The organism is Actinoplanes sichuanensis (genome assembly GCF_033097365.1).
GTDB lineage: Bacteria > Actinomycetota > Actinomycetes > Mycobacteriales > Micromonosporaceae > Actinoplanes > Actinoplanes sichuanensis.
Map to the genome: position 1 here is coordinate 3,344,055 of NZ_AP028461.1, position 20,422 is coordinate 3,364,476.

General features: G+C 70.9%; 17 protein-coding genes. 11 read left to right on the plus strand and 6 right to left on the minus strand.

The window, feature by feature from the left end; all coding sequences use genetic code 11:
* Positions 1-40: 40 nt before the first annotated feature.
* The 11 genes from Q0Z83_RS15025 (at position 41) to Q0Z83_RS15075 (ending at position 14,335) form a co-directional block, all read left to right on the plus strand.
* Positions 41-1,750 (plus strand): acyclic terpene utilization AtuA family protein, encoded by a 1,710-nt coding sequence (locus Q0Z83_RS15025; protein ID WP_317794529.1) that lies wholly within the window; start codon positions 41-43, stop codon positions 1,748-1,750.
* On the plus strand, positions 1,702-3,336 hold the full coding sequence (locus Q0Z83_RS15030; protein WP_317794530.1) for an acyl-CoA carboxylase subunit beta: 1,635 nt from the start codon (positions 1,702-1,704) through the stop codon (positions 3,334-3,336). Before Q0Z83_RS15025 ends, Q0Z83_RS15030 begins: the two co-directional genes overlap by 49 nt.
* Before the next feature lie 10 nt (positions 3,337-3,346).
* Complete coding sequence (locus tag Q0Z83_RS15035) at positions 3,347-5,260, plus strand: acetyl/propionyl/methylcrotonyl-CoA carboxylase subunit alpha (RefSeq protein ID WP_317794531.1); 1,914 nt, start codon at positions 3,347-3,349, stop codon at positions 5,258-5,260.
* Positions 5,257-6,417, plus strand: a complete 1,161-nt coding sequence (locus Q0Z83_RS15040) for an acyl-CoA dehydrogenase family protein (protein WP_317794532.1) — start codon at positions 5,257-5,259, stop codon at positions 6,415-6,417. Before Q0Z83_RS15035 ends, Q0Z83_RS15040 begins: the two co-directional genes overlap by 4 nt.
* A gap of 10 nt (positions 6,418-6,427) precedes the next feature.
* On the plus strand, positions 6,428-7,177 hold the full coding sequence (locus tag Q0Z83_RS15045; protein WP_317794533.1) for an enoyl-CoA hydratase-related protein: 750 nt from the start codon (positions 6,428-6,430) through the stop codon (positions 7,175-7,177).
* Between the two features lie 219 nt (positions 7,178-7,396).
* The gene (locus Q0Z83_RS15050) at positions 7,397-8,746 is read left to right on the plus strand and encodes a hypothetical protein (protein ID WP_317794534.1); all 1,350 of its coding nucleotides are present in this window, start codon (positions 7,397-7,399) and stop codon (positions 8,744-8,746) included.
* Positions 8,731-9,483 carry an FHA domain-containing protein gene (locus Q0Z83_RS15055; RefSeq protein WP_317794535.1) on the plus strand — a complete coding sequence of 251 codons (753 nt, stop codon included), beginning with the start codon at positions 8,731-8,733 and terminating at the stop codon, positions 9,481-9,483. The genes Q0Z83_RS15050 and Q0Z83_RS15055 overlap by 16 nt, the downstream gene beginning before the upstream one ends.
* Positions 9,480-10,547 (plus strand): serine/threonine-protein kinase, encoded by a 1,068-nt coding sequence (locus Q0Z83_RS15060; protein ID WP_317794536.1) that lies wholly within the window; start codon positions 9,480-9,482, stop codon positions 10,545-10,547. The genes Q0Z83_RS15055 and Q0Z83_RS15060 overlap by 4 nt, the downstream gene beginning before the upstream one ends.
* A complete protein-coding gene (locus Q0Z83_RS15065; RefSeq protein ID WP_317794537.1) occupies positions 10,544-11,059 on the plus strand; it encodes a hypothetical protein in 516 nt (171 codons plus the stop codon). The genes Q0Z83_RS15060 and Q0Z83_RS15065 overlap by 4 nt, the downstream gene beginning before the upstream one ends.
* Positions 11,052-13,514 carry an Hsp70 family protein gene (locus tag Q0Z83_RS15070; RefSeq protein ID WP_317794538.1) on the plus strand — a complete coding sequence of 821 codons (2,463 nt, stop codon included), beginning with the start codon at positions 11,052-11,054 and terminating at the stop codon, positions 13,512-13,514. The genes Q0Z83_RS15065 and Q0Z83_RS15070 overlap by 8 nt, the downstream gene beginning before the upstream one ends.
* Entirely contained in the window at positions 13,511-14,335 is an 825-nt protein-coding gene (locus tag Q0Z83_RS15075; RefSeq protein WP_317794539.1) for a tetratricopeptide repeat protein, read from the plus strand. Before Q0Z83_RS15070 ends, Q0Z83_RS15075 begins: the two co-directional genes overlap by 4 nt.
* A 294-nt stretch (positions 14,336-14,629) precedes the next feature.
* Here the strand turns inward: Q0Z83_RS15075 and Q0Z83_RS15080 are convergent, their stop codons facing one another.
* Genes Q0Z83_RS15080 through Q0Z83_RS15105 form a run of 6 tightly spaced genes read right to left on the minus strand, consistent with a single transcriptional unit; the run spans position 14,630 to position 20,411 of the window.
* A complete protein-coding gene (locus tag Q0Z83_RS15080; RefSeq protein WP_317794540.1) occupies positions 14,630-16,234 on the minus strand; it encodes a peptide chain release factor 3 in 1,605 nt (534 codons plus the stop codon).
* Positions 16,235-16,293: 59 nt separating this feature from the next.
* A complete protein-coding gene (locus Q0Z83_RS15085; protein ID WP_317794541.1) occupies positions 16,294-16,767 on the minus strand; it encodes an LNS2 domain-containing protein in 474 nt (157 codons plus the stop codon).
* A 4-nt stretch (positions 16,768-16,771) separates the two neighbouring features.
* Positions 16,772-17,464, minus strand: coding sequence for a hypothetical protein (locus Q0Z83_RS15090; protein ID WP_317794542.1), 693 nt, complete (start codon positions 17,462-17,464; stop codon positions 16,772-16,774).
* A gap of 16 nt (positions 17,465-17,480) precedes the next feature.
* Positions 17,481-18,305 carry a carbohydrate ABC transporter permease gene (locus Q0Z83_RS15095; protein WP_317794543.1) on the minus strand — a complete coding sequence of 275 codons (825 nt, stop codon included), beginning with the start codon at positions 18,303-18,305 and terminating at the stop codon, positions 17,481-17,483.
* Positions 18,295-19,182 (minus strand): carbohydrate ABC transporter permease, encoded by an 888-nt coding sequence (locus tag Q0Z83_RS15100; RefSeq protein ID WP_317794544.1) that lies wholly within the window; start codon positions 19,180-19,182, stop codon positions 18,295-18,297. Before Q0Z83_RS15100 ends, Q0Z83_RS15095 begins: the two co-directional genes overlap by 11 nt.
* Positions 19,179-20,411: an ABC transporter substrate-binding protein gene (locus tag Q0Z83_RS15105; RefSeq protein ID WP_317794545.1), complete on the minus strand. Its 1,233-nt coding sequence runs from the start codon at positions 20,409-20,411 to the stop codon at positions 19,179-19,181. The genes Q0Z83_RS15100 and Q0Z83_RS15105 overlap by 4 nt, the downstream gene beginning before the upstream one ends.
* Positions 20,412-20,422 lie beyond the last annotated feature (11 nt).

Genomic DNA, 20,422 nt, shown 5'->3' on the forward strand with positions numbered 1-20,422 from the left:
TGGCGGTCACCCACTACTCACTGAGGTGTTCAGCCGCACAATGCGTACCATCCGCATCGGGAACTGCTCGGGCTTCTACGGTGACCGTTTCTCGGCGATGGCCGAGATGCTCGACGGCGGCCCGCTGGACTATCTGACCGGCGACTACCTGGCCGAGCTCACCATGCTCATCCTGGGCCGCGACCGGCAGAAGGACCCCGCACTCGGGTATGCGAAGACGTTCCTGCGGCAACTCGGCGACTGCCTCGCGCTCGCCCGCGACCGCCGGGTGAAGATCGTCACCAACGCCGGCGGGCTCAACCCGGCCGGCCTCGCCCGGGCGATCCGGGCCCTCGCCGCCGAGCAGGGTCTCGAGGTCGCCGTCGCGCACGTCCAGGGTGACGACCTGATCGACCGGGCGGCGACGCACGGCTGGCCGGGCGCGCTGACCGCCAACGCCTACCTCGGCGCGTTCGGGATCGCCCACGCCCTCGAAGCCGGCGCCGACATCGTCGTCACCGGCCGGGTCACCGACGCCTCGCTCACGCTGGGCCCGGCGATCGCCGAGTTCGGCTGGGGCCGCACCGACTTCGACCGGCTGGCGGCCGGGGTCGTCGCCGGTCACGTCCTCGAATGCGGCACCCAGGCCACCGGGGGCAACTTCTCCGGCTTCGCCACGATCGACACCTCCCGCCCGCTGGGCTTCCCGCTGGCCGAGGTCAGCGCGGACGGCACGGCCGTGATCACCAAACATCCCGGCACCGGCGGCGCGGTCACCGTCGACACGGTCACCGCACAGCTGGTGTACGAGGTGGGCGGCCCGCATTACGCCAACCCCGACGTGACCGCCCGCCTGGACACGATCGAGCTGGAACAGGCCGGCCCGGATCGGGTGCGGATCACCGCGGTCCGCGGCATCGCCCCACCCCCGGCCACCAAGATCGCCCTGAACAGCGCCGGCGGCTGGCGCAACAGCGTCGAGTTCGTGCTGACCGGCCTGGACATCGAGGAGAAGGAAGCCTGGGTCCGCCGGCAGATGACCGAGGCGCTCAGCGCGCGGCCACCGGCCGAGATCGTGTGGGACCTCGCCCGCACCGACCACGCCGACCCGGCCACCGAACCCACCGCCTCCGCGGTGCTGCGCTGCCACGTCAAGGACCCCGATCCGGCGGTCGTCGGGCGGGCGTTCAGCAGTGCCGCCGTCGAACTGGCCCTCGCGTCCTATCCCGGTTTCCACGTCACCGCGCCACCCGGTGCGGGCGCCCCGTTCGGGATCTACCGCGCCGCCTACCTGCCACAGGAACTGGTGCCGCACGTGGTGGTCGGCCCGGACGGCACCGCGGTCGACATCGCGCCACCCACGGTCACCGCCGACCGGCCCGAGCAGAAACCGGCCGGCTCCGGTCGTACCGCCGCGGGGCCGGAAGTTGATCTGCCGTTGGGTCGTCTGGTCTTCGCCCGGTCCGGTGACAAGGGCGGCACGGCGAACGTCGGGGTCTGGATCCCGGCCGGGCACTCCCGGCGGGCCGACGCGTTCGCCTGGTTGCACGGCCGACTGACGCCGGAGGCCGTCGTCGAGTTGCTGCCCGAGGCGGCCGGACTCGGCGTCGAGGTGTTCGCGCTGCCCAACCTGTACGCGGTCAACATCGTCATCGACGGACTGCTCGGCGACGGTGTCGCGTCGTCCACCCGTTTCGACCCGCAGGCCAAGGCCGTCGGTGAATGGCTGCGCGCGCGTGTGGTGAACCTGCCCGAGGAGCTTCTTGCGTGAAAACCAGCGTCGACCCCACCTCGCCCGGCTACGCCGCCAACCGGGAGGCGATGCTGGACCGCGTCGCCGACCTGGCGATCCAGCAGGCCGCGGCCCTGGCCGGCGGCGGCCCGAAGGCCGTCGAACGCCACCACCGGCGCGGCAAGCTGACCGCCCGGGAACGGATCGAGCTGCTGATCGACCCCGATTCGCCGTTCCTCGAACTCGGCGTGCTGGCCGGATGGGGCACCGACTTCACGGTCGGCGGCTCGGTGGTCACCGGTCTGGGCGTGATCGAGGGTGTCGAGTGCCTGATCATCGCCCACGACCCGACGGTCAAAGGCGGGGCCTCCAACCCGGTGACGGTACGGAAGATCTTCCGCGCCAACCGCATCGCCGAGCAGAACCGGCTACCCACGGTGACCCTGGTCGAGTCCGGTGGCGCGGATCTGCAGACCCAGAAGGACATCTTCATCCCCGGCGGCGCGGTGTTCCGGAACCTGACCGTGGCCAGCGCCGACCGCCGCCCGACGATCGCCCTGGTGTTCGGCAACTCGACGGCCGGCGGCGCCTACGTACCCGGCATGAGCGACTACACGGTGATGGTCAAGGACGGCGCGAAGGTCTTCCTCGGCGGGCCGCCGCTGGTCAAGATGGCCACCGGTGAGGAGTCCGACGACGAGTCGCTCGGTGGCGCCGAGATGCACGCCCGCACCTCGGGCCTGGCCGACTACCTGGCCGTCGACGAACTCGACGCGCTGCGGATCGGGCGGTCCATCGTGCGGCGGCTCAACTGGCGCAAGGCCGGACCGGCTCCCCGCACGGACTACGCCGAGCCGCTGCTGGACACCGAGGACCTGCTCGGCATCGTCCCGTCCGACCTCAAGATCCCGTTCGACCCGCGTGAGGTGATCCGCCGGCTCGTCGACGGCAGTGAGTTCGACGAGTTCAAGCCGCTCTACGGCCCGTCGCTGGTGACCGGGTGGGCGCAGCTGCACGGCCATCCGATCGGGATCCTCGCCAACGCCCAGGGCGTGCTGTTCAGCCCGGAGGCACAGAAGGCGGCCCAGTTCATCCAGCTGGCCAACCAGAGCGACACACCGCTGCTGTTCCTGCACAACACCACCGGCTACATGGTCGGCGCCGAGTACGAGCAGGGCGGCATCATCAAACACGGCGCCCAGATGATCAACGCGGTGTCCAACTCGACGGTCCCGCACCTGTCGGTGGTGATGGGCGCGTCCTACGGGGCCGGCAACTACGGGATGAGCGGCCGCGCGTACGACCCGCGGTTCATGTTCAGCTGGGTCGGCGCCAAATCGGCGGTGATGGGCCCGGCCCAGCTGGCCGGGGTGATCTCGATCGTCTCGCAGCAGGCGGCCGCGGCCCGCGGGCTGCCGTTCGACGCCGACGGCGACGCCACCATGCGGGCCTTCGTGGAGAAGCAGGTCGAGGAGCAGTCGCTGGCCTACTTCACCTCCGGACTGGGCTACGACGACGGCGTCATCGACCCCCGCGACACCCGCACGATTCTCGGCATCTGTCTGTCGGCGATTCACAGCGCGCCGGTGGCCGGCGCCCGTGGCTACGGCGTCTTCCGCCTGTGAAGGAGATCCAGTGATTCGTAGGATTGTGGTCGCCAACCGCGGGGAGATCGCGCGCCGCATCTTCCGCACCTGCCGCGAGCTCGGCATCGCGACCGTCGCCGTGCACTCCGACGCCGATGCCACGGCCCCGTTCGTCACCGAGGCCGACCAGGCGATCCGACTGCCCGGCGACGCGCCCGCCGACACCTATCTGCGCGGTGACCTGATCATCGAGGCGGCCCGGGCGGCCGGTGCCGACGCGATCCATCCCGGATACGGGTTCCTCTCCGAGAACGCCGGTTTCGCCCGGGCCGTCGAGGCGGCCGGTCTGACCTGGATCGGCCCGGCCCCGGAGTCCGTCGAGTCGATGGGCAGCAAGATCGAGGCGAAACGGATCATGGCCGCGGCCGGAGTGCCGATCCTCGACGTCGACCCGGCCGCCGTCACCGCCGAGGACCTGCCGCTGCTGGTCAAGGCGTCGGCGGGCGGCGGCGGCCGGGGCATGCGGATCGTCGGGTCCCTCGACCGGCTCGCCGAACAGATCACGCAGGCCGAAGCGGAGGCGGCGTCCGCGTTCGGGGACGGGACCGTCTTCGTCGAGCCGTACCTGCCGACCGCCCGGCACGTCGAGGTCCAGGTGCTCGCCGACACGCACGGCACGGTCTGGGTGCTGGGCGACCGGGACTGCTCGATCCAGCGCCGCCACCAGAAGGTGGTCGAGGAGGCGCCCGCGCCGAACCTGTCGGACCAGACCCGGGCCGTCCTGCACGATTCGGCCCGGGCCGCCGCGCACGCGGTCGGATATCGCGGCGCCGGCACCGTGGAGTTCCTGGTCGACTCCGAGCGGGTGTACTTCCTCGAGATGAACACCAGGCTCCAGGTCGAACACCCGGTCACCGAATGCGTCACCGGACTGGATCTGGTCGCGCTCCAGATCGCCGTCGCCGAGGGCAGACCCCTGCCCGGCGAGGCCCCCGGCATCGCCGGGCACGCGATCGAGGTACGGCTCTACGCCGAGGATCCGGCCGACGGATTCGCTCCGCAGACCGGTACCGTCCGCACGTTCGACTTCCCGTCCGGGGTCCGGGTCGACTCCGCGGTCGAGGCCGGCAGCGAGGTCGGTGTCCACTACGACGCCATGCTGGCCAAGGTCATCGTCCACGCCGCCGACCGGGCCGCCGCGATCCGGATCCTCGGCGACAGCCTGCGCCGGGGCCGGGTGCACGGCGTCGTCACCAACCTCGACCTGCTCCGGGCCGTGATCGACGACGACGACTTCGCCGCCGGGCGGATCCACACCACCCTGCTCGACCGACGTCTCGACCGGTGGACGAGCGGTCCCGAGGAACGGACGGTGGCCAAGGCCGTGCTCGCCGCCGCGATCGGCCAGGCCGGTCAGTCCGCCGCGTCGGCGCCGGTGCTCAACCGGATCCCGGCCGCCTGGCGCAACGCGAGCGACCAGCCCCGGCGGCGCGTCTACCGGCGCGGGCCGCGGCAGCACACGGTCACCTACTCGTCGGTCGGCCGCCGGCTGGTGTCGGACTTCGTCGACGGCGTCCAGGTCGTCGACGTGCGGGGTGACCTGGTGGTGCTGAGCGACGGCCCGCTGCGGGAGACCTACCGGGTCACCGTCGCGCACGGGTCGGTCGACGTGGACGGCCCGCACGGCTCGTTCGGGTTCGAGCCGGTGCCCACGTTCGTCGACCCCGCCGAGTCGGTCGCGCAGGGGTCGCTGCTGGCGCCGATGCCGGCGACGATCACCACGGTCGCCGTCGAGGTCGGCACGGTGGTCGCCAAGGGCGACCCGATCGTCGTCCTGGAAGCCATGAAGATGCAGCACACGGTCGCCGCCCCCACGGACGGAACCGTCACCGAACTCACCGCGCGGGTGGGCCGGCAGGTAGTCGCGGGCGCCGTGCTCGCCGTCGTCAAGGAGGAGCAGTGACCAACTTCGTCGAGTCCGACGAGCGCCGCGAGCTGCGTCAAGCCGTCTACCAGCTGGGCAGCAGGTACGGCGAGTCGTACTTCTACGATGCCGCCGCCCGGGGCGCCAAGACCACCGAGCTGTGGGCGGACGCGGCCAAGGCGGGCTACCTGGGCGTCTCGATCCCGGAGGAGTACGGCGGTGGCGGCGGCGACATCGGCGACCTGGCCGCCGTCGTGGAGGAACTGGCCACCGCCGGCTGCCCGCTGCTGCTGCTCGTGGTGTCGCCGGCCATCGTCGGCACGATCATCGCCAAGTCCGGCACCGACGAGCAGAGACAGCGCTGGCTGCCCGGCCTGGCCAGAGGTGAGGCCCGCTACGCGTTCGGCATCACCGAACCCGACGCCGGCTCCAACTCCCACCAGATCGTCACCCGCGCCCGCCGCGACGGCGACGACTGGCTGCTGACCGGCCGCAAGACCTACATCAGCGGCATCGACGAGGCGAGTCACGTCCTGGTCGTGGCCCGGCTGGAGGACGCGCGCACCGGCAAGTTGAAACCCGCGCTGTTCATGGTGCCGACCGACGCGCCCGGCTTCGTGCACCAGCCGATCGAGACCGGCCTGGTCTCCCCGGAGAAGCAGTTCAGCCTCTTCTTCGACGACGTCCGGCTGCCGTCCGACGCGCTCGTCGGCCGCGAGGACGCCGGGCTCGACCAGCTGTTCGCCGGTCTCAACCCGGAACGGATCATGGCGGCGTCGCAGGCCACCGGCACCGCGCGGTGGGCGCTGCGCAAGGCCGTCGACTACGCGAAGCAACGCGAGGTCTGGGGTGCCCCGATCGGCACACACCAGGCGATCGCCCATCCGCTGGCCCAGATCCACGTCGAAGTCGAGGCGGCCCGGCTGCTGACCCAGAAGGCCGCGGCCCTCGACGCCGCGGGTGACCTGCTCGCGGCCGGGGAGGCGGCCAACATGGCCAAGTACGCCGCCGGTGAGGTCGCGTGCAAGGCCGTCGACCAGGCGATCCAGACCCACGGCGGCAACGGGCTGGCCGTCGAGTACGGACTCGTGCAGGCCCTGGCCAACGTACGGCTGTCGCGGATCGCCCCGGTCAGCCGCGAGATGGCGCTCAACTTCATCGCCCAGTTCTCCCTCAAACTGCCCCGTTCGTACTGAGAGGGTCCCGTTGTCCGTCCTCCTGGATACCGCCGGTGGCGTCGCCACGATCACGCTGGACAGCCCGCACAACCGCAACGCGCTGAGCCGGCAGCTGATGACCGAGCTCAGCGCCCACCTGGCGGCGGCGGGGCGGGACCCCGCAGTCCGCGCCGTGCTGCTGCGCTCCAGCGGCCGGGTGTTCTGCTCCGGCGCCGACCTCGGCGAGGCACGGCAGGCGATGACCAGCGAAGCGCCGCGCGCGCTCGTCGCCCTCCAGCGGCAGATCGCCACACTGCCCCGACCGGTCGTCGTCGAGCTGGCCGGCCCGGTCCGCGCCGGCGGGCTCGGCCTGGTCGGCGCGGCCGACGTGGTGATCGCGGCCGCCTCGGTGACGTTCGCCCTCACCGAGGTCCGGCTCGGGCTCGCCCCGTCGGCGATCTCGCTGAGCCTGCTGGAGAAGTTGACGCCCCGGGCGGCCGCCGACGTGTTCCTGTCCGGGCGGACCTTCGACGCCGCCGAGGCCGCCGCGATCGGCCTGGTCACCCGCGCGGTGCCGGACGATGAACTGCCCGCCGCGGTCGCCGCGACCCTCGCCGAGATGGTCCAGGGCAGCCGGCAGGGCCTGGCCGAGACCAAGCGGCTGCTCACCGCCGCCCTGGTCGACCGGATCGACCGGGACGGCGACGCGGCCGCCGAACGGTCCGCCGAGCTGTTCGCCACGCCCGAGGCGCAGCGGGCCATGCAGGCGTTCCTGACCCGCGCAAAGCCCCCCGGATAGGCCGGCCCGCCGTCGCCGGAGGCGGATGTCCGGGCCCCGATCTGACACACTCGACATCGACCGCCGTCCGCTCCGGACTGGCGGTCGATGTCTACCGTGGACGCCGGTCGAGGCCTTACATCCAAACGATTTCCAACCCCTTTCCATCGCATGGTCACGGGTGCCCGTACGAGACTGAGGTCCTGGGGATGGAAGCGGCACGAAAGGTCGGTGGGGCGAATGGCAGAGACGACGGCGGATGTGTTGCGGACCGCCGCCGGACCGGATCTCTTCCGACTGAACGCGTTTCGGGTCACCGGCCTGCCGACGGTCGCCGACCATCGGGCGGTCCGGCAGCGCCGACAGCAGGTGGTCGCGGCGATGAGCATGGGCGCCGACGTCGATCGGATCCCGTCCGACGTGGACGCCGACGACGTCCGGGCGGCGTTCGACAGGCTGCTCGGGGATCCCCGGCACCGGCTGGTGGACGAGATCTTCTGGCTGTGGGACGTGCCGGGCGCCGACTGCGGCTGCCCGGCCTCCCTGCACAGCGAGCACGACAAGGCGGCCATCGCCCACGGCATGGCCCTCGACCAGGAGTTCAGCAAGCTGGACCCGCCCGGCGCCGACCGCGCCGACCTGGACCGGCTCTGGTCCGAGGCGGCCCGGCTGTGGGACGGCGTTCTGCGGCGCAACGCCACCTGGGACCACATGCGGCACCGGGCCGGACGGCTCGGCGACCGGCGGCTCGACGACACGGTCGTCGGCGAACTGCGCGACGGACTGCCCGCCGCGTTGCTGCGGCCGCTGGTCACCCTGGCCGTCGCGTCGGACAATCCGGAGCCGCTGGCCCGCCTGCTGCACGGCTGGACCGGGCGGGCCGACCTGGCCGGCGACATGCTGGCCGAGGCGGCCGGGCCGCTCTACGAGACGATCGACACCGGCGTCCGGCAGACACGGGAGCTGCTGGAGGCCGGCGAACTCGACGAGGCGATCGAGAACACCCGGGGGCTGCCGGTCACCCTGCTGCGGCTGCGGGCACTGCTGCCGCCGAACCGGTTCCGCCGTACGTCCAACGCCTGCGAGCTGGTCGCGATCGCCTACAACAACTGCGCCAACCGGGTCTTCGAGGAGTGCGGCCCGCTCGACGAGAGATCCGACGAGCTGCTCAACGACGCCGAGGCGCTGGCGCTCAACCCGCAGACCAGGGCGACCATCCGGGAGAACCGGGAGGCGTTCCGGGAGAACGCGACCGGGCTGGCCGACCTGCTCGACCGGATCACCTACCTGGCCCGGTCCGGTCAGCACGCGGCGGCCGGCAACCTGGCGGCGCACATGCGGGTCCAACTGGCCGGTCTGCCCGGCGCGGTGGCCGAGATCGACCGGGTCACCTCGCAACTGAGAGCGTCCGGCACCCGGGTCACCGCCGGCGCGAACAGCGGCGGCAGCGACGTGCCGTGGGGCGGGATCATCACCATCGGCGCGCTGCTGCTCGGTGTCTGCTTCGGACTGGCCGACTGCGACAACGACAGCAACTCGGCGCCGCCGATGCCTGCGGTGCGGGTGGAGGCCGTGTGGCCGGCGCCGTAGCGCTGCGGATCACGTCGCCGGACGGCGTGACCCGCGGCATCGAGCTGGACGGCGACTCGGTGACCATCGGCCGCCGCGCCCCCGAGCAGTCGCCCGACGTGGCGCTCAGCCCCGACCCGCAGCGCTGGGTGGGCCGCCTGCACTGTTCGCTCGACCTGGTGGAGGGGATGTGGATGGTGACCGACAACGCCAGCGTCAACGGCACCCTGCTGCGCTCCCGGGACACCACCGAACGGCTGCTCGGCCGGCGACGCATCCAGCACGGTGACGCCATCCTGATCCTCGGCGACATGACCCCGGAGGGCGAGCCGCTCTACTGGCAGCTGCTGTTCCTCGACCCGCACACCACCCAGCAGGCACCGGTCGGCGCGCTGCTGCCGGCACCCCGGTCGGTGCCGACCCTGCGCTACGACTGGGTGTCGGCGCGTGCCTACCGGATCCTCAACGGGGTCGAGACGCCGGTCAGTGGGCTCCGACCGCAGGGGCATCAGCTGCTGCGTTACATGGTCGGCCGTAGCGCCGACGGCGCCGCGGTGGCCTGTGACCACGCGGAGCTGATCACCGCCCTGTGGGGCGCCCGGGAGGAGTGGGCGTCGCATCGGGCGTACACCCGGGTCGACCTGGCCGGGGTGGTCCGGGCCGTGCGCCGCAGCATCGAACCCGACCCGTCCGCGCCGGTGATCCTGGAGACCGTCAAGGGCATCGGCTACCGCCTCAACGTGAGTGGTGCCTCATGACCCTGCTGTCCAGCGGTGACCGCGTCACCGACACGCTCGTCATCGACCGGCTGCTCGGCGAGGGCGCGTACGCCGAGGTGCACCGGGTCCGGCACGAATATCTCGGCTGGCAGGCGATGAAACTGTTCAAACAGGTCGCCTCGTTGGAGAAGACCCGCGAGATGCTCGGCGAGGCGCAACTGCTGTCGACGCTCGGGCACCCCAACATCGTGCGGCTGTTCGACGCCAACATCGTCGAGACGGCGGCCGGCCTGCGCGGCTTCTTCACCATGGAGTACGTGGCCGGTGGCAGCCTGGAACGGCTGTCCCGGTCGTACCACTCCCAGGTCCCGGTCGACCTGGTCGTCGAGATCCTCGAGCAGATCGCCGAGGGCCTGGCCGTGGCGCACGCGCAGATCCCGCCGATCGTGCACCGCGACCTGAGCCTGGCCAACATCCTGATCGGCTACGACGGCACCGGCATGCGGGTCCGGGTCAGCGACTTCGGACTGGCCAAGCGGGCCGATCCGTTCACCCACCTGGCCAGCGCGCAGGGCACCTACGCGTTCATGGCGCCGGAGGTGCTCAAACATCAGGGCTACTCGTGCGCCAGTGATGTCTGGTCGGTCGGGACGATCGCGTTCCTGCTGCTCACCAACCACATTCCGTACCACGACGGCGGGCAGTTCTCGTCGTTCTCGATGGTCCGGTTCCAGCGTCCGCTGCTGCCGCCCAGCGCGTACAACCCGGATGTGGATCCCGCCCTCGACGAGATCCTGCTGGCCGCCCTCGCGGTGGACCCGAAACAGCGACCACCCACCGGGCGGGCGCTGGCCGACGCACTACGGGCACGCCGGGCCGCGCTGTCGGTGCCGGTGCGGGCGGTGGACGTACCACCGAAATCCACCGAGAAGCCGGGCGCGCGCGCTCAGGCCCTCGCCGACGAGGCCTTCGCGCTGGCGCGCCGGCCCGGCGCGCTGGAGCGCGCCGCCGACCTCTTGGAGGAGGCCGTGAACCTGTCACCGCGATTGCGGGACCGACATCTGCACACGCTCACGCTCTGGCGCCGAGGGGTGATCCTGTGATCCGTGACCGGCTCGACCGGCTCCGCACCGAGTGGCGGCAGCGGCGGCACCACCGGGCGTTCCGTATCCCGCCGCCGACCTGGCCGGAGACCAGGCACGACCGGCTGGCCACGCTGATCGCCGAACTGGACGCCGCCGCGGCCGAACCCGAGACCGACAACAGAGCGCTGGCCACCGCCGCCACCAATCTGTGGCGGGCCCGGCGGCGGCTGGCCCAGCAGACCGGCGGGGACAGCGCGCAGGCCCGGCAGGCCGGCCGCTACCTGCGGATGTGCCAGGAGGCGCTGGCCGACGCGGGCCTGGTGGTCCGCGACCACGACGGGGAGACGTTCGACTCCGGGCGCTCGCTGGAGGCGCTGGTCTTCAACGACGACCCGGACGTGCTCACCGAAACCGTGACGGAGACCGTACGGCCCTCCGTCTTCCTGCGCGAGGAGCGCATCCAGATGGGACAGGTCATCGTCGGATGCCCCGTCAAGACTGACTCGACCCCGGGGGTTGGCAATGCGTGACACGATCGACTTCGGCATCGACCTGGGCACCACCAACAGCGCCATCGCGGTCGTCGAGGACGGCGTGCCGGTGGTCGTCAAGAGCAACGACGGCTGGGACATCACCCCGTCGGCGGTGTGGATCCCCAAGCCCGGCGTGGTCCACGTCGGCCGGGCCGCCCGCGACCGGGCCGACCGTGACCCGGCCAACGCGGCCGGCGAGTTCAAACTGGAGATGGGTCTGGCCGACGCGACCCGGACGTTCGTCGACGGTCAGGTCACCATGGGCCCGGTCCAGCTGTCGGCGGAGGTGCTCAAGTCGCTGCGCGCCGACGCCGCCCACCACACCGGCGAGGCACCGGACGCCGCGGTGATCACCGTGCCGGCCGCGTTCGCGCTCAACCAGAACAAGGCGACCACCGAGGCGGCGTCGTTGGCCGGGTTCTCGGTGGCCTGCCCGCTCGTGCAGGAGCCGACCGCCGCCGCGTTCGCGTACGGCTTCCAGAAGGCCGACGAGGACGCCTACTGGATGGTGTTCGACTTCGGTGGCGGCACCTTCGACGCGGCGGTGGTCAGCAAGCGCGACGGTGACCTGCGGGTGCTCAACCACGCCGGTGACCCGTACCTGGGCGGCAAGCTGATCGACTGGGCGGTGGTCGAGCGGCTGCTGGCCCCGGCACTGATCAACGCGCTCGGCGTCGGCGAGTTCCGGCGCGACAACCCGCAGTGGCGCGACGCGTTCGCCAAGCTCAAGTCGGCCGCCGAGGAAGCCAAGATCATGCTGTCGCGGCGGCAGACCGCGGACGTGCTGGTCGACATCACGCTGCCCGGTGGCCGTACCGAGACGTTCGAGCACACGCTGACCCGCGACGGCGTCGACCGGGTCGCCGAGCCGTTCTACGTCCGCGCGATCAACCTGTGCCGGGGCGCGCTCGCCGAGGGTGGCCTCGACGTCGACGACATCGACAAGCTGCTCCTGGTCGGCGGTGTGACGCTCAGCCCCGGCCTACGGGAGCGCCTCGCCGATCCGGGGCACGGGCTGGGCATCGCGCTCGACTACAGCCTCGACCCGACCACCGTGGTGGCCCGGGGAGCGGCGATCTTCGCGAGCACGCTGCGCCGGCCGTCGACCGGCACACACCAGCCGGCGGTGGGGGAGTTCGCGGTCGAGTTGGCCTATGAGCCGACCACCACCGTCAACACGCCCACGGTGGCCGGGCGGCTGGTGTCCACCGGCGACGTCGACTGGTCCGGTTACCGGGTGACGATCAGCAACGCCGACTACCGTACGCCCGCCATCACCCCGAACGCGCGGGGTGCGTTCTCCACCGAGGTGTACGTCGACGACCTGCAGGCCGCCCGGTTCACCATCGAGCTGACCTCGGCGTCGGGCGAGCCGCAGCGGCTCACCCCGGACGGGCTGACGATCACCCACCGGGCCGTTGAGTTCGGTGGTGTGCGGCTGGCCCACTCGCTCGGCATCCAGCTGGCCGACCAGGCCTTCGCGCCGCTGGTCCGCAAGGGTGCCACCCTGCCGACCCGGGAGCGGGAGGTGTTCCGCACGTCGACGCCGCTGAACCGGTCGGACGCCGACGCGGTCATCCGCATCCCGGTGGTGCAGGGTGAGCGTCCGCGCGGCGACCGCAACCGGCAGGTCGGTGTGCTGGAGATCCGGCCCAAGGACGTCCGCATCGATCTGCCGGCCGGCAGTGAGGTCGAGGTGACCTTCGAGGTGGACACGTCCAGCCTGGTCACCGTGGTCGCCGACGTGCCGCTGATCCAGACCCAGTTCGAGGCCGAGATCGCCCTCGACGACGTGCGCACCCCGGACCCGGTGGCGTTGACCACCATGCTGGACGACGCCGAGCGGCGGATGGCGCACCTGCGTGGGGCGGTCGCCTCCGGTGACTCCGAGGACGCTCGTGACCGGCTCGCCGCCCTGGACCGGGAGGGCACCATGACCGGCGCCCGCGAGCAGGTGCAGGCGTCCGGGTTCGACGCGGGCGCCGCCGCCACCGCCGAGGACCGGCTGCGCAACGTGCAGGCCGAACTCGACATCATCGAGGACGCGGTCGGGCTGCCCGACCTGATCCAGCAGCTGGAGGAGGCGCTGTCCGCGGCCGACGAGATGGCCGCCGACGACGCCGACCGGCGTGAGGTCGGCGAGCTGCGGCGGCGGGCCCGGACCGCGATCGAGGCCCGGGACAGGTCGGCGATCCAGGCGCAGCTCGAACGGGTGCACGACTTCCTCATGGAGGTCGAGCGCCGGTCGCCCGACTGGCCGGTCAAGGTGTTCTTCATGCTCTGTGTCGAGCACGAGAAGCTCGGCATCTCGGCCCAGGCCGACGTGCTGATCGCGCAGGGCCGGCAGGCGATCGCCGGGCAGGACGCGCGCGCTCTGGACGCGGTCAACCAGCGGCTGGTTCGGCTGCTGCCGGTCGAGGTGGCCGGCAAGATCGGTGGCCTGCTGCGATGACGACCGCCGGTGTCTCCGAGGAGTTGGCGCTGGATCGGGCGCGTGCCGCGGCCCGGTCCGGTGACCTCGACGGCGCGCTCGAACTGCTCGGCGGCGACTCGCCGGCGGCGCTCGATCTGCGGGCCCGGGTGCACGCGCAGCGTGGCGAGTTCGATGCGGCCGACGCGGCGTGGGCGCGGGTGTTGGCCGCCGATCCGTCGCACGCGGGGGCGGCGGCCGGGCGCCGGGCGATCGCCGGGCGCGGCCGTCGCCGGCTGGTGACCGCCGGTGGGGCGGCGCTGGTGGTGCTGGTCCTGGTGTCCGGGGCGGTTCTGCTGGTCGGGCAGCCCGATGAGCCGGGGTCCATGTCGGCCCCGGCGACCCCGGTCACGACCGTGCCGTCACCGGCGCCGTCGCCCTCCGTCACGGCTTCGCCCGCCTCCTCCCCGGATCGGCTCCTGCGCGGGCTGGCCGTCGCCGGGGTCACCGTCCGCGCGCGGGGCGCCGCCACCGAGGTGGTTTTCGACGAGGGCCTCTTCGTACGCGGGGACACGCTGCGCACCGGCGCCGGTGCCACGCTCGAGCGGGTCGGGCGGGCCCTGCGCGACGCCGGTGATGTCACGGTCACGGTGGTCGGTCACGCCGTCCCGGTCACCGGTGGGCGCACCGCCGGTGGGTCGACCACCGCCCTGGCGCGGGCTCAGGTCGCGGCGGCCCGGCTGGCCCGTGCGAGCGGGCTCCCGTTGACGTCGTTTCAGCTGGTCAGCGCCGATCAGAAGGACGGTCCGCACGGCTCACCGGAGGGCAATCGCACGGTCACCCTGCTGGTCGCCTCGCGTTAGGGTGACGTACATCTCAAATTAACCTTCGTCTCCGTGGGTTTGCGCAGGTCGGTGGCGTGTACTCGACGCGGCGCCGGCCCCGGAGTGCCAAAGCTGTTCACCTTCGTGCCATACGGTCAGCAACCGTCGCACACGGTTTCATCACGTGAGCGGTGCGTAATGCTGCCTGCTGAGAGGAGCACCACCATGGCGAAGGACAAGAAGAAGGACAAGAAAGACAAGAAGTCGAAGAAGTCCAAGAAGAAGTAAGTGGTGCAGTGGCTCGCCCGGTCCGACCGGGCGAGCCGCTCCGCATTACAGCCCGGCGTCCAGTGGCGCGTCGAGCTTCAGATTCGGATGACGGCCGGCCACCGTCCGCATCCGCCAGCGGTGCGCGAACACCGCGAGCAGAGCACCATCGCGGATCCGGGTCATCACCTCGACCTGCGACTCCCCGCGCAGCATCTCCTTACCCTCGGCGTCGGTGACGGCCGCGATCTCGTACGGCAGGCGGTCCAGATGCACCTTGACCCCGAACTCGGCCTCCAGGCGGAAACTCGCCACCTCGAACTGCATCGGCCCGACCGCGGCCAGCACCGGCAGGCCGTCCCCACGCAGGTCGGACCGCAGCACCTGGACCACACCCTCACCGTCGAGCTGCTCGATGCCCCGACGGAACCGCTTGTAGGCGCCGGTGTCGTCGGTCCGGCAGACCGCGAAATGCTCCGGCGGGAACGACGGCAGCGCCGGGAACTGGACCGCCTTGTCGGCGTAGAGAGTGTCGCCGATGCCGAGCGCGGTCGCGTTGACCAGGCCCACCACGTCACCGGGGAACGCCTCGTCGATGGTGTCCCGACCCTGCCCGAAGACCTGCTGCGCGTACTTGGTGGTGAACGGTCGCCCGGTCCCGGCGTGGGTGACGATCATGCCGCGCTCGAACCGGCCGGAGCAGATCCGCATGAACGCGACCTGGTCGCGGTGCGCCCGGTTCATGTTCGCCTGGATCTTGAAGACGAACCCGGAGAACGGGCTGTCGACAGGCCGCTCCCCGTCGTCGGCGGTCGGCCGGGCGGTGGCCGGCGGCGCCATCTCGACCAGGATGTTCAGCAGCTGCCGGACACCCAGGTTGGCGACCGCGGCGCCGAACAGCACGGGTGTGCTGGTGGCGGCCAGGAACGTCTCCTGATCGTGGTCGGCGCCGGTCATCCCGAGCAGCTCCAGCTCCTCGTTGGCGGTCACCCACTCGGCGCCGTAGCGCTCCGCGGCCTCGGCGTCGGCCATCTCCTCCTCGATCGCCAGGTCGGCGCCACCGGGGGAACGCTGCATCCGGGTGAACACCCCGGTCCGCCTGTCGATCACCCCGTGGAAGTGCCCGGCGATCCCGACCGGCCAGGTCAGCGGGGTCGGCTTGAGCCCGATCCGCTGCTCGATCTCGTCCATCAGCGCGAGCGCCTCGTGACCGGGCCGGTCCCACTTGTTGATGAACGTGATCACCGGGATGCTGCGCTGCCGGCACACCTCGAACAGCTTCAGCGTCTGCGGCTCCAGGCCCTTGGCCGCGTCGAGCAGCATCACCGCGCTGTCGACGGCGGTCAGTACCCGGTACGTGTCCTCGGAGAAGTCGGCGTGGCCGGGTGTGTCGAGCAGGTTGATGACCGTATCGCCGTAGGAGAACTGCAACGCCGCCGACGTGACCGAGATGCCACGCTGCTGCTCCATCGCCATCCAGTCGGAGACGACACCCTTACGATCGCCCTTGCCGTGCACCGCGCCGGCCTGGCCGATCACACGCGCGTGCAGGGCGAGGGCCTCGGTCATCGTCGACTTGCCGGCGTCCGGGTGGGAGATCACCGCGAACGTACGCCGTCGCGCCGCCTGGGCGGCAACCCCCGCCGCCGATGTCAGCACGTTTTGACTCACCGATCCACACCCCTCACAAAACGGTGGCAGCCAACCGGCCGCCACCCTGCAACCTTAAATCAGGTACGACCGTCGCGTTCCTGTGCCTGTCGCAGCGAGCGTTCGTACGGCACCCAGTCGGCCAGCCGGACCGGAAATCCCTCACTCTTCAGCCGTTTCACGACGGCCGGGTCGTCGTCGACGATGACCGCGATCTCCCCGTCCCGGGCGAGTCGCCGCAGTCGGCTGAGCTTGTAGTCGCGGGCCGGCCGCCGATCGTCCTCGGGCCGCATCAGCAGCCGCCCGGCGGGCAGCCCGTGCTTGGCGAACCATTTCTCGGTGACCGGCCGCAGCCACTCCGGCCGCCCGGTCAGCCAGACCAGGTCGTGATCCCGCGCATACCGGTGCACCAGGTCGGTTCCCTCGGACAGCGGCGGATCCCGGTCGGCGGCCGAGAAGAACCGCGCCCAGTCCTTCGGTGGCCGGGCCACGTGCCGCAGGCGGTGCCTTACGTCGGCGACCACCCCGTCGACGTCGAATACTGCGAAAGGCATGTGATCATTCTGCCGCCTTGATCCGGTCGACGATCTTGCGGCGGTCGCTGTCGTCGTTGCCGAGGTCGGCCGACGCCACGGCGGCCAGCAGCGTGGCCCGCTCGGCCTCGGTGAAGCGCCGCAGGTTCGTCTCGGCCAGCACGAGCGCCTGATACTGCTCGTTGGCGGTGACCGGCACGGTGATCGCCTCGGTCAGTGTCGCCGCGTCGACCAGCCGCGGATCGCCCTGCATCAGCCCGAGCAGCAGCACCCGGACCGGTCCGGACGCCGTCGGGAAGAGTGCCTTGATCTCGTCCGGGTTGAAGGTCCGCTGACTGGCGAACGCCGCCGCCCGGGTGACGAGGTGATCCTGCACCTGCTTGCGGACGGTGTAGAAGGTGCCGCCGACCAGCTGGGTGTGGATCACCCCGTACGCCTCGGCGATCTCCGCCAGCTCGGTGTTGTTCAGCAGCCGGGCGGTCTCCGGCGCGCCGTGCCGGGCCATCTGGCGGACCAGCCGCAGCTCGAACCCGTCGGCGCTGATCATCAGCGCCTCCAGATGCGGCAGTAGGAACGGGCTGATCAGCAGCAGCGCGCCGGTGATCACCACGACGATCAGGGCCGCGCCCGGATCGGGGGAGAAGAAGGTCTTCCAGCCGGCCATCCCCAGGATGACCACTCCGACGCCCCCGACCGCCCACAACCACCATCGATTCATGCGCAGAACCTATCGCTCACCCCTTGAGGCCGGTATGGGCCAAACCTTCGATGAACTGGCGCTGGGCGATCACGAAGACGATCAGCACCGGAATCGCGGTCATCGACGCCGCCGACAGCTGCACGTTCCAGAGTTGTCCCTGGTAGGCGTCGGTGAACTGGGTGAGCGCCTGCGGCAGCGTGTATTTCGTCCGGGACGAGATGTACACCACAGGTTCCAGATACAGGTTCCAGCTGTGCAGGAACGTGAAGATCGCCACCGCGCCGAGCGCCGGGCGGGCCAGCGGCAGCGCGATCCGCCGGAAGATGGCGGGCCGGCCCAGGCCGTCGATGCGGGCCGCCTCCTCCAGTTCGCCGGGCAACGTGATGAAGAACTGCCGCATGATGAACGTCGCCAGCACGCTCGGCGGTCCCAGCATCGGGACCAGGATCAGCGGCCAGTGGGTGTCGACCAGGCCGAGGCTGTTGAACATCCGGAACAGCGGGACGATCGTCACCTCGCTCGGGATCAGCAGACCGGTCAGCACCACCAGGAAGAGGACGTTCTGCCCGGGGAACCGGATCCGCGCGAACGCGTAGCCGGCCGTCGACGCCACCACCAGCGTGCCGAGGGTGACCACGACGGCGATGTACGCGCTGTTGAAGTACTGCTGGGCGAACGGCTGCATGGTGAACACCTGCCGCCACGGTTCGAGCGTCCAGGTGCCGGGCGCGAAGTCGAAGGCGAAGATGTCCGCGTTCGGCTTGAACGAACTGGTGACCATCCACCACGTGGGGAAGACGAACGGCACACACAGCACCAGCAGCAGCCCGTACAGCAGAAGCCTGTTCTTAGTTTTCATGGAACACCCATTTTTTGCGCATCTGCCATTGGAGAACGGTCAGCGCCAGCACGATCAGGAACAGCACCACGGACAGGGTCGAGCCGTAGCCGAAGGCGTGGAACTGGAACGCCTGCTGGTACAGGTAGTAGACGAGCACCGTGGTGGAGGTGCCCGGACCACCCTGGGTGAGGACGCTGATCTGCGCGAACACCTGCAACGACCCGACCACCGTGATGATCGACGTGAGCAGGATCGTCGGGCTGATCAGCGGCAGCGTGATCCGGCGGAAGACGGTCCACGGGCCGGCGCCGTCGGTGCGGGCCGCCTCGTACAGCTCCTGCGGGACACCCTGCAACGCGGCCAGGAACAGCACCATGTTGAGACCGACGTTCTTGAACACCTGCACGACCACGACCGAGGCCATCGCCGTGCCCTCGGACCGCAGCCAGTTCGGGCCGTCGATGCCGACCAGGTCGAGGAACGCGTTGATCCCGCCGTTGTCCTGCAGCAGGAAACCCCACACGATGGTCCAGGCCAGCAGCGACACCACGACCGGCGAGAAGAACAGCACCCGGAAGACCGTCGTGCCCCGCAACCGCTGGTTGAGCAGAACGGCCAGGACCAGAGCCAGACCCAGATTGAGTACGACCAAGCCCGCCGAGAACAGCGCGGTGGCCCGGAGCACCCCGGGGACCTGCGGATCCTCGGCCAGCTTGCGATAGTTCTCGGTCCCGACGAAGTCGAACGTGTCGGCGAGCACGTTCCACTCGTGCAGGCTGTACCAGACGACCAGCACGAGGGGAACGAATACGAAGGCGACCGCGCCGATCAGGGCCGGGGTGACGAACAGGTAGCCGGTCAGCAGGTCGCGGCGCCGGGTGGTCCAGTAGTTCACTTGGCGAGCAGCGGGTCGATGGCCGTGCACACCCCGCCGAGAACCGCTGTGACGTCGGCGTCCGGCTTCCACAGCGGGTCGAGCGCGGACCGGACCGCCTGGTTGATCTCGGCGCTGCCGGTGTGGCTGGGCTTGACCTTGCCGGTGGCGATGCCGTCGATCACCACGTTCTGCAGCTGTTCCGGCTTCAGCAGCGGGTTCGCCGTGGCCAGGGTGGCCGCGTTCAGCTGCGACTGCCGGGGCGGCGGGAAGAACCGGGCGAGTTTCGCCGAGTTGGCCTCGCTGGTGAAGAACTTGACGAACTCGGCGGCGGCGGCCGCGTGCTTGCCCTTCTTGAGCACGCCGAGCCCGCCCTGCCCGATCACCGAGTAGGCGCCGGACGGCCCGGACGGCAGCGGGACGAGCGTCCAGGCGAACTTGCCGTCCTTGAGCAGCGACGCCCGTGAGATCTGGGCGATCGTCATCGCCGACTCGCCGGCGAAGAAGTCGGCGGCCACCCCGGGCGCGGGCAGCGCCTTGTCGGTGAACACCGCCCGGTGCAGGAAGGTCATCGCGTCGATCATCGGCTGCTGGTCGAAGCCGCAGGTCTTGCCGTCGGCGCTCCACGCGTCGGCGCCCCAGCCGCGGAAGACGGTGGCCAGGTTGGTCCAGTCCTTGTAGTCGAAGTCCCGGATGACCAGTCCCTGCTTTCCGGTCTCGGCGGCGGTGGCGCGGGCCACCGCGACCGCGTTCGCCCAGGTCCACTGATCGCCCACGGGAAGCGTCTGACCGGCCTGCTTGAGCAGATCGGTGTTGACGAACACACCGAACGGCGAGGTGGAGAACGGGTAGCCGATCAGCTTGCCGTCCTGCTTCCACAACGCGGTGGCGGCCGGGGCCAGGTCGGCGGTGTTCTCGATGCTGTCGTCCAGTGGGGCCAGGGCGCCGGAGGCCACGAAGTCGGGGGCGGCGCCCTCCAGGATCCAGGCGATGTCGGGTGGGTTGCCACCGGCGATCTGCGTGGTCACCGTGGTGGTGTAGTTCTCCAGCGGCAGCGCCTCGAACGCGACCGTCACGTCCGGGTGGGTCGTCTTGTAGTCGGCGGCGATCGCGTTGAACAGTTCGACGTGGGCCGGGTTCGCCGACCAGGTGGTCATCCGCAACGTGACCGGGCCGTCGGCGTCGGACTCGCCGGTGCCACAGGCGGTGAGAAGGAGCAGGAGAGCGGCTATGGGAGCGATCTTGCGCATGACGTTCCTTT

Excerpts from the sequence above, each read along its gene's own strand:
- Q0Z83_RS15095 (WP_317794543.1), bottom strand. The coding sequence starts at position 18,305 with ATGAAAACTAAGAACAGGCTTCTGCTGTACGGGCTGCTGCTGGTGCTG.
- Q0Z83_RS15090 (WP_317794542.1), bottom strand. The coding sequence starts at position 17,464 with ATGAATCGATGGTGGTTGTGGGCGGTCGGGGGCGTCGGAGTGGTCATC.
- Q0Z83_RS15050 (WP_317794534.1), top strand. The coding sequence starts at position 7,397 with ATGGCAGAGACGACGGCGGATGTGTTGCGGACCGCCGCCGGACCGGAT.
- Q0Z83_RS15025 (WP_317794529.1), top strand. The coding sequence starts at position 41 with ATGCGTACCATCCGCATCGGGAACTGCTCGGGCTTCTACGGTGACCGT.
- Q0Z83_RS15030 (WP_317794530.1), top strand. The coding sequence starts at position 1,702 with ATGGCTGCGCGCGCGTGTGGTGAACCTGCCCGAGGAGCTTCTTGCGTG.
- Q0Z83_RS15085 (WP_317794541.1), bottom strand. The coding sequence starts at position 16,767 with ATGCCTTTCGCAGTATTCGACGTCGACGGGGTGGTCGCCGACGTAAGG.
- Q0Z83_RS15070 (WP_317794538.1), top strand. The coding sequence starts at position 11,052 with ATGCGTGACACGATCGACTTCGGCATCGACCTGGGCACCACCAACAGC.
- Q0Z83_RS15075 (WP_317794539.1), top strand. The coding sequence starts at position 13,511 with ATGACGACCGCCGGTGTCTCCGAGGAGTTGGCGCTGGATCGGGCGCGT.
- Q0Z83_RS15060 (WP_317794536.1), top strand. The coding sequence starts at position 9,480 with ATGACCCTGCTGTCCAGCGGTGACCGCGTCACCGACACGCTCGTCATC.
- Q0Z83_RS15105 (WP_317794545.1), bottom strand. The coding sequence starts at position 20,411 with ATGCGCAAGATCGCTCCCATAGCCGCTCTCCTGCTCCTTCTCACCGCC.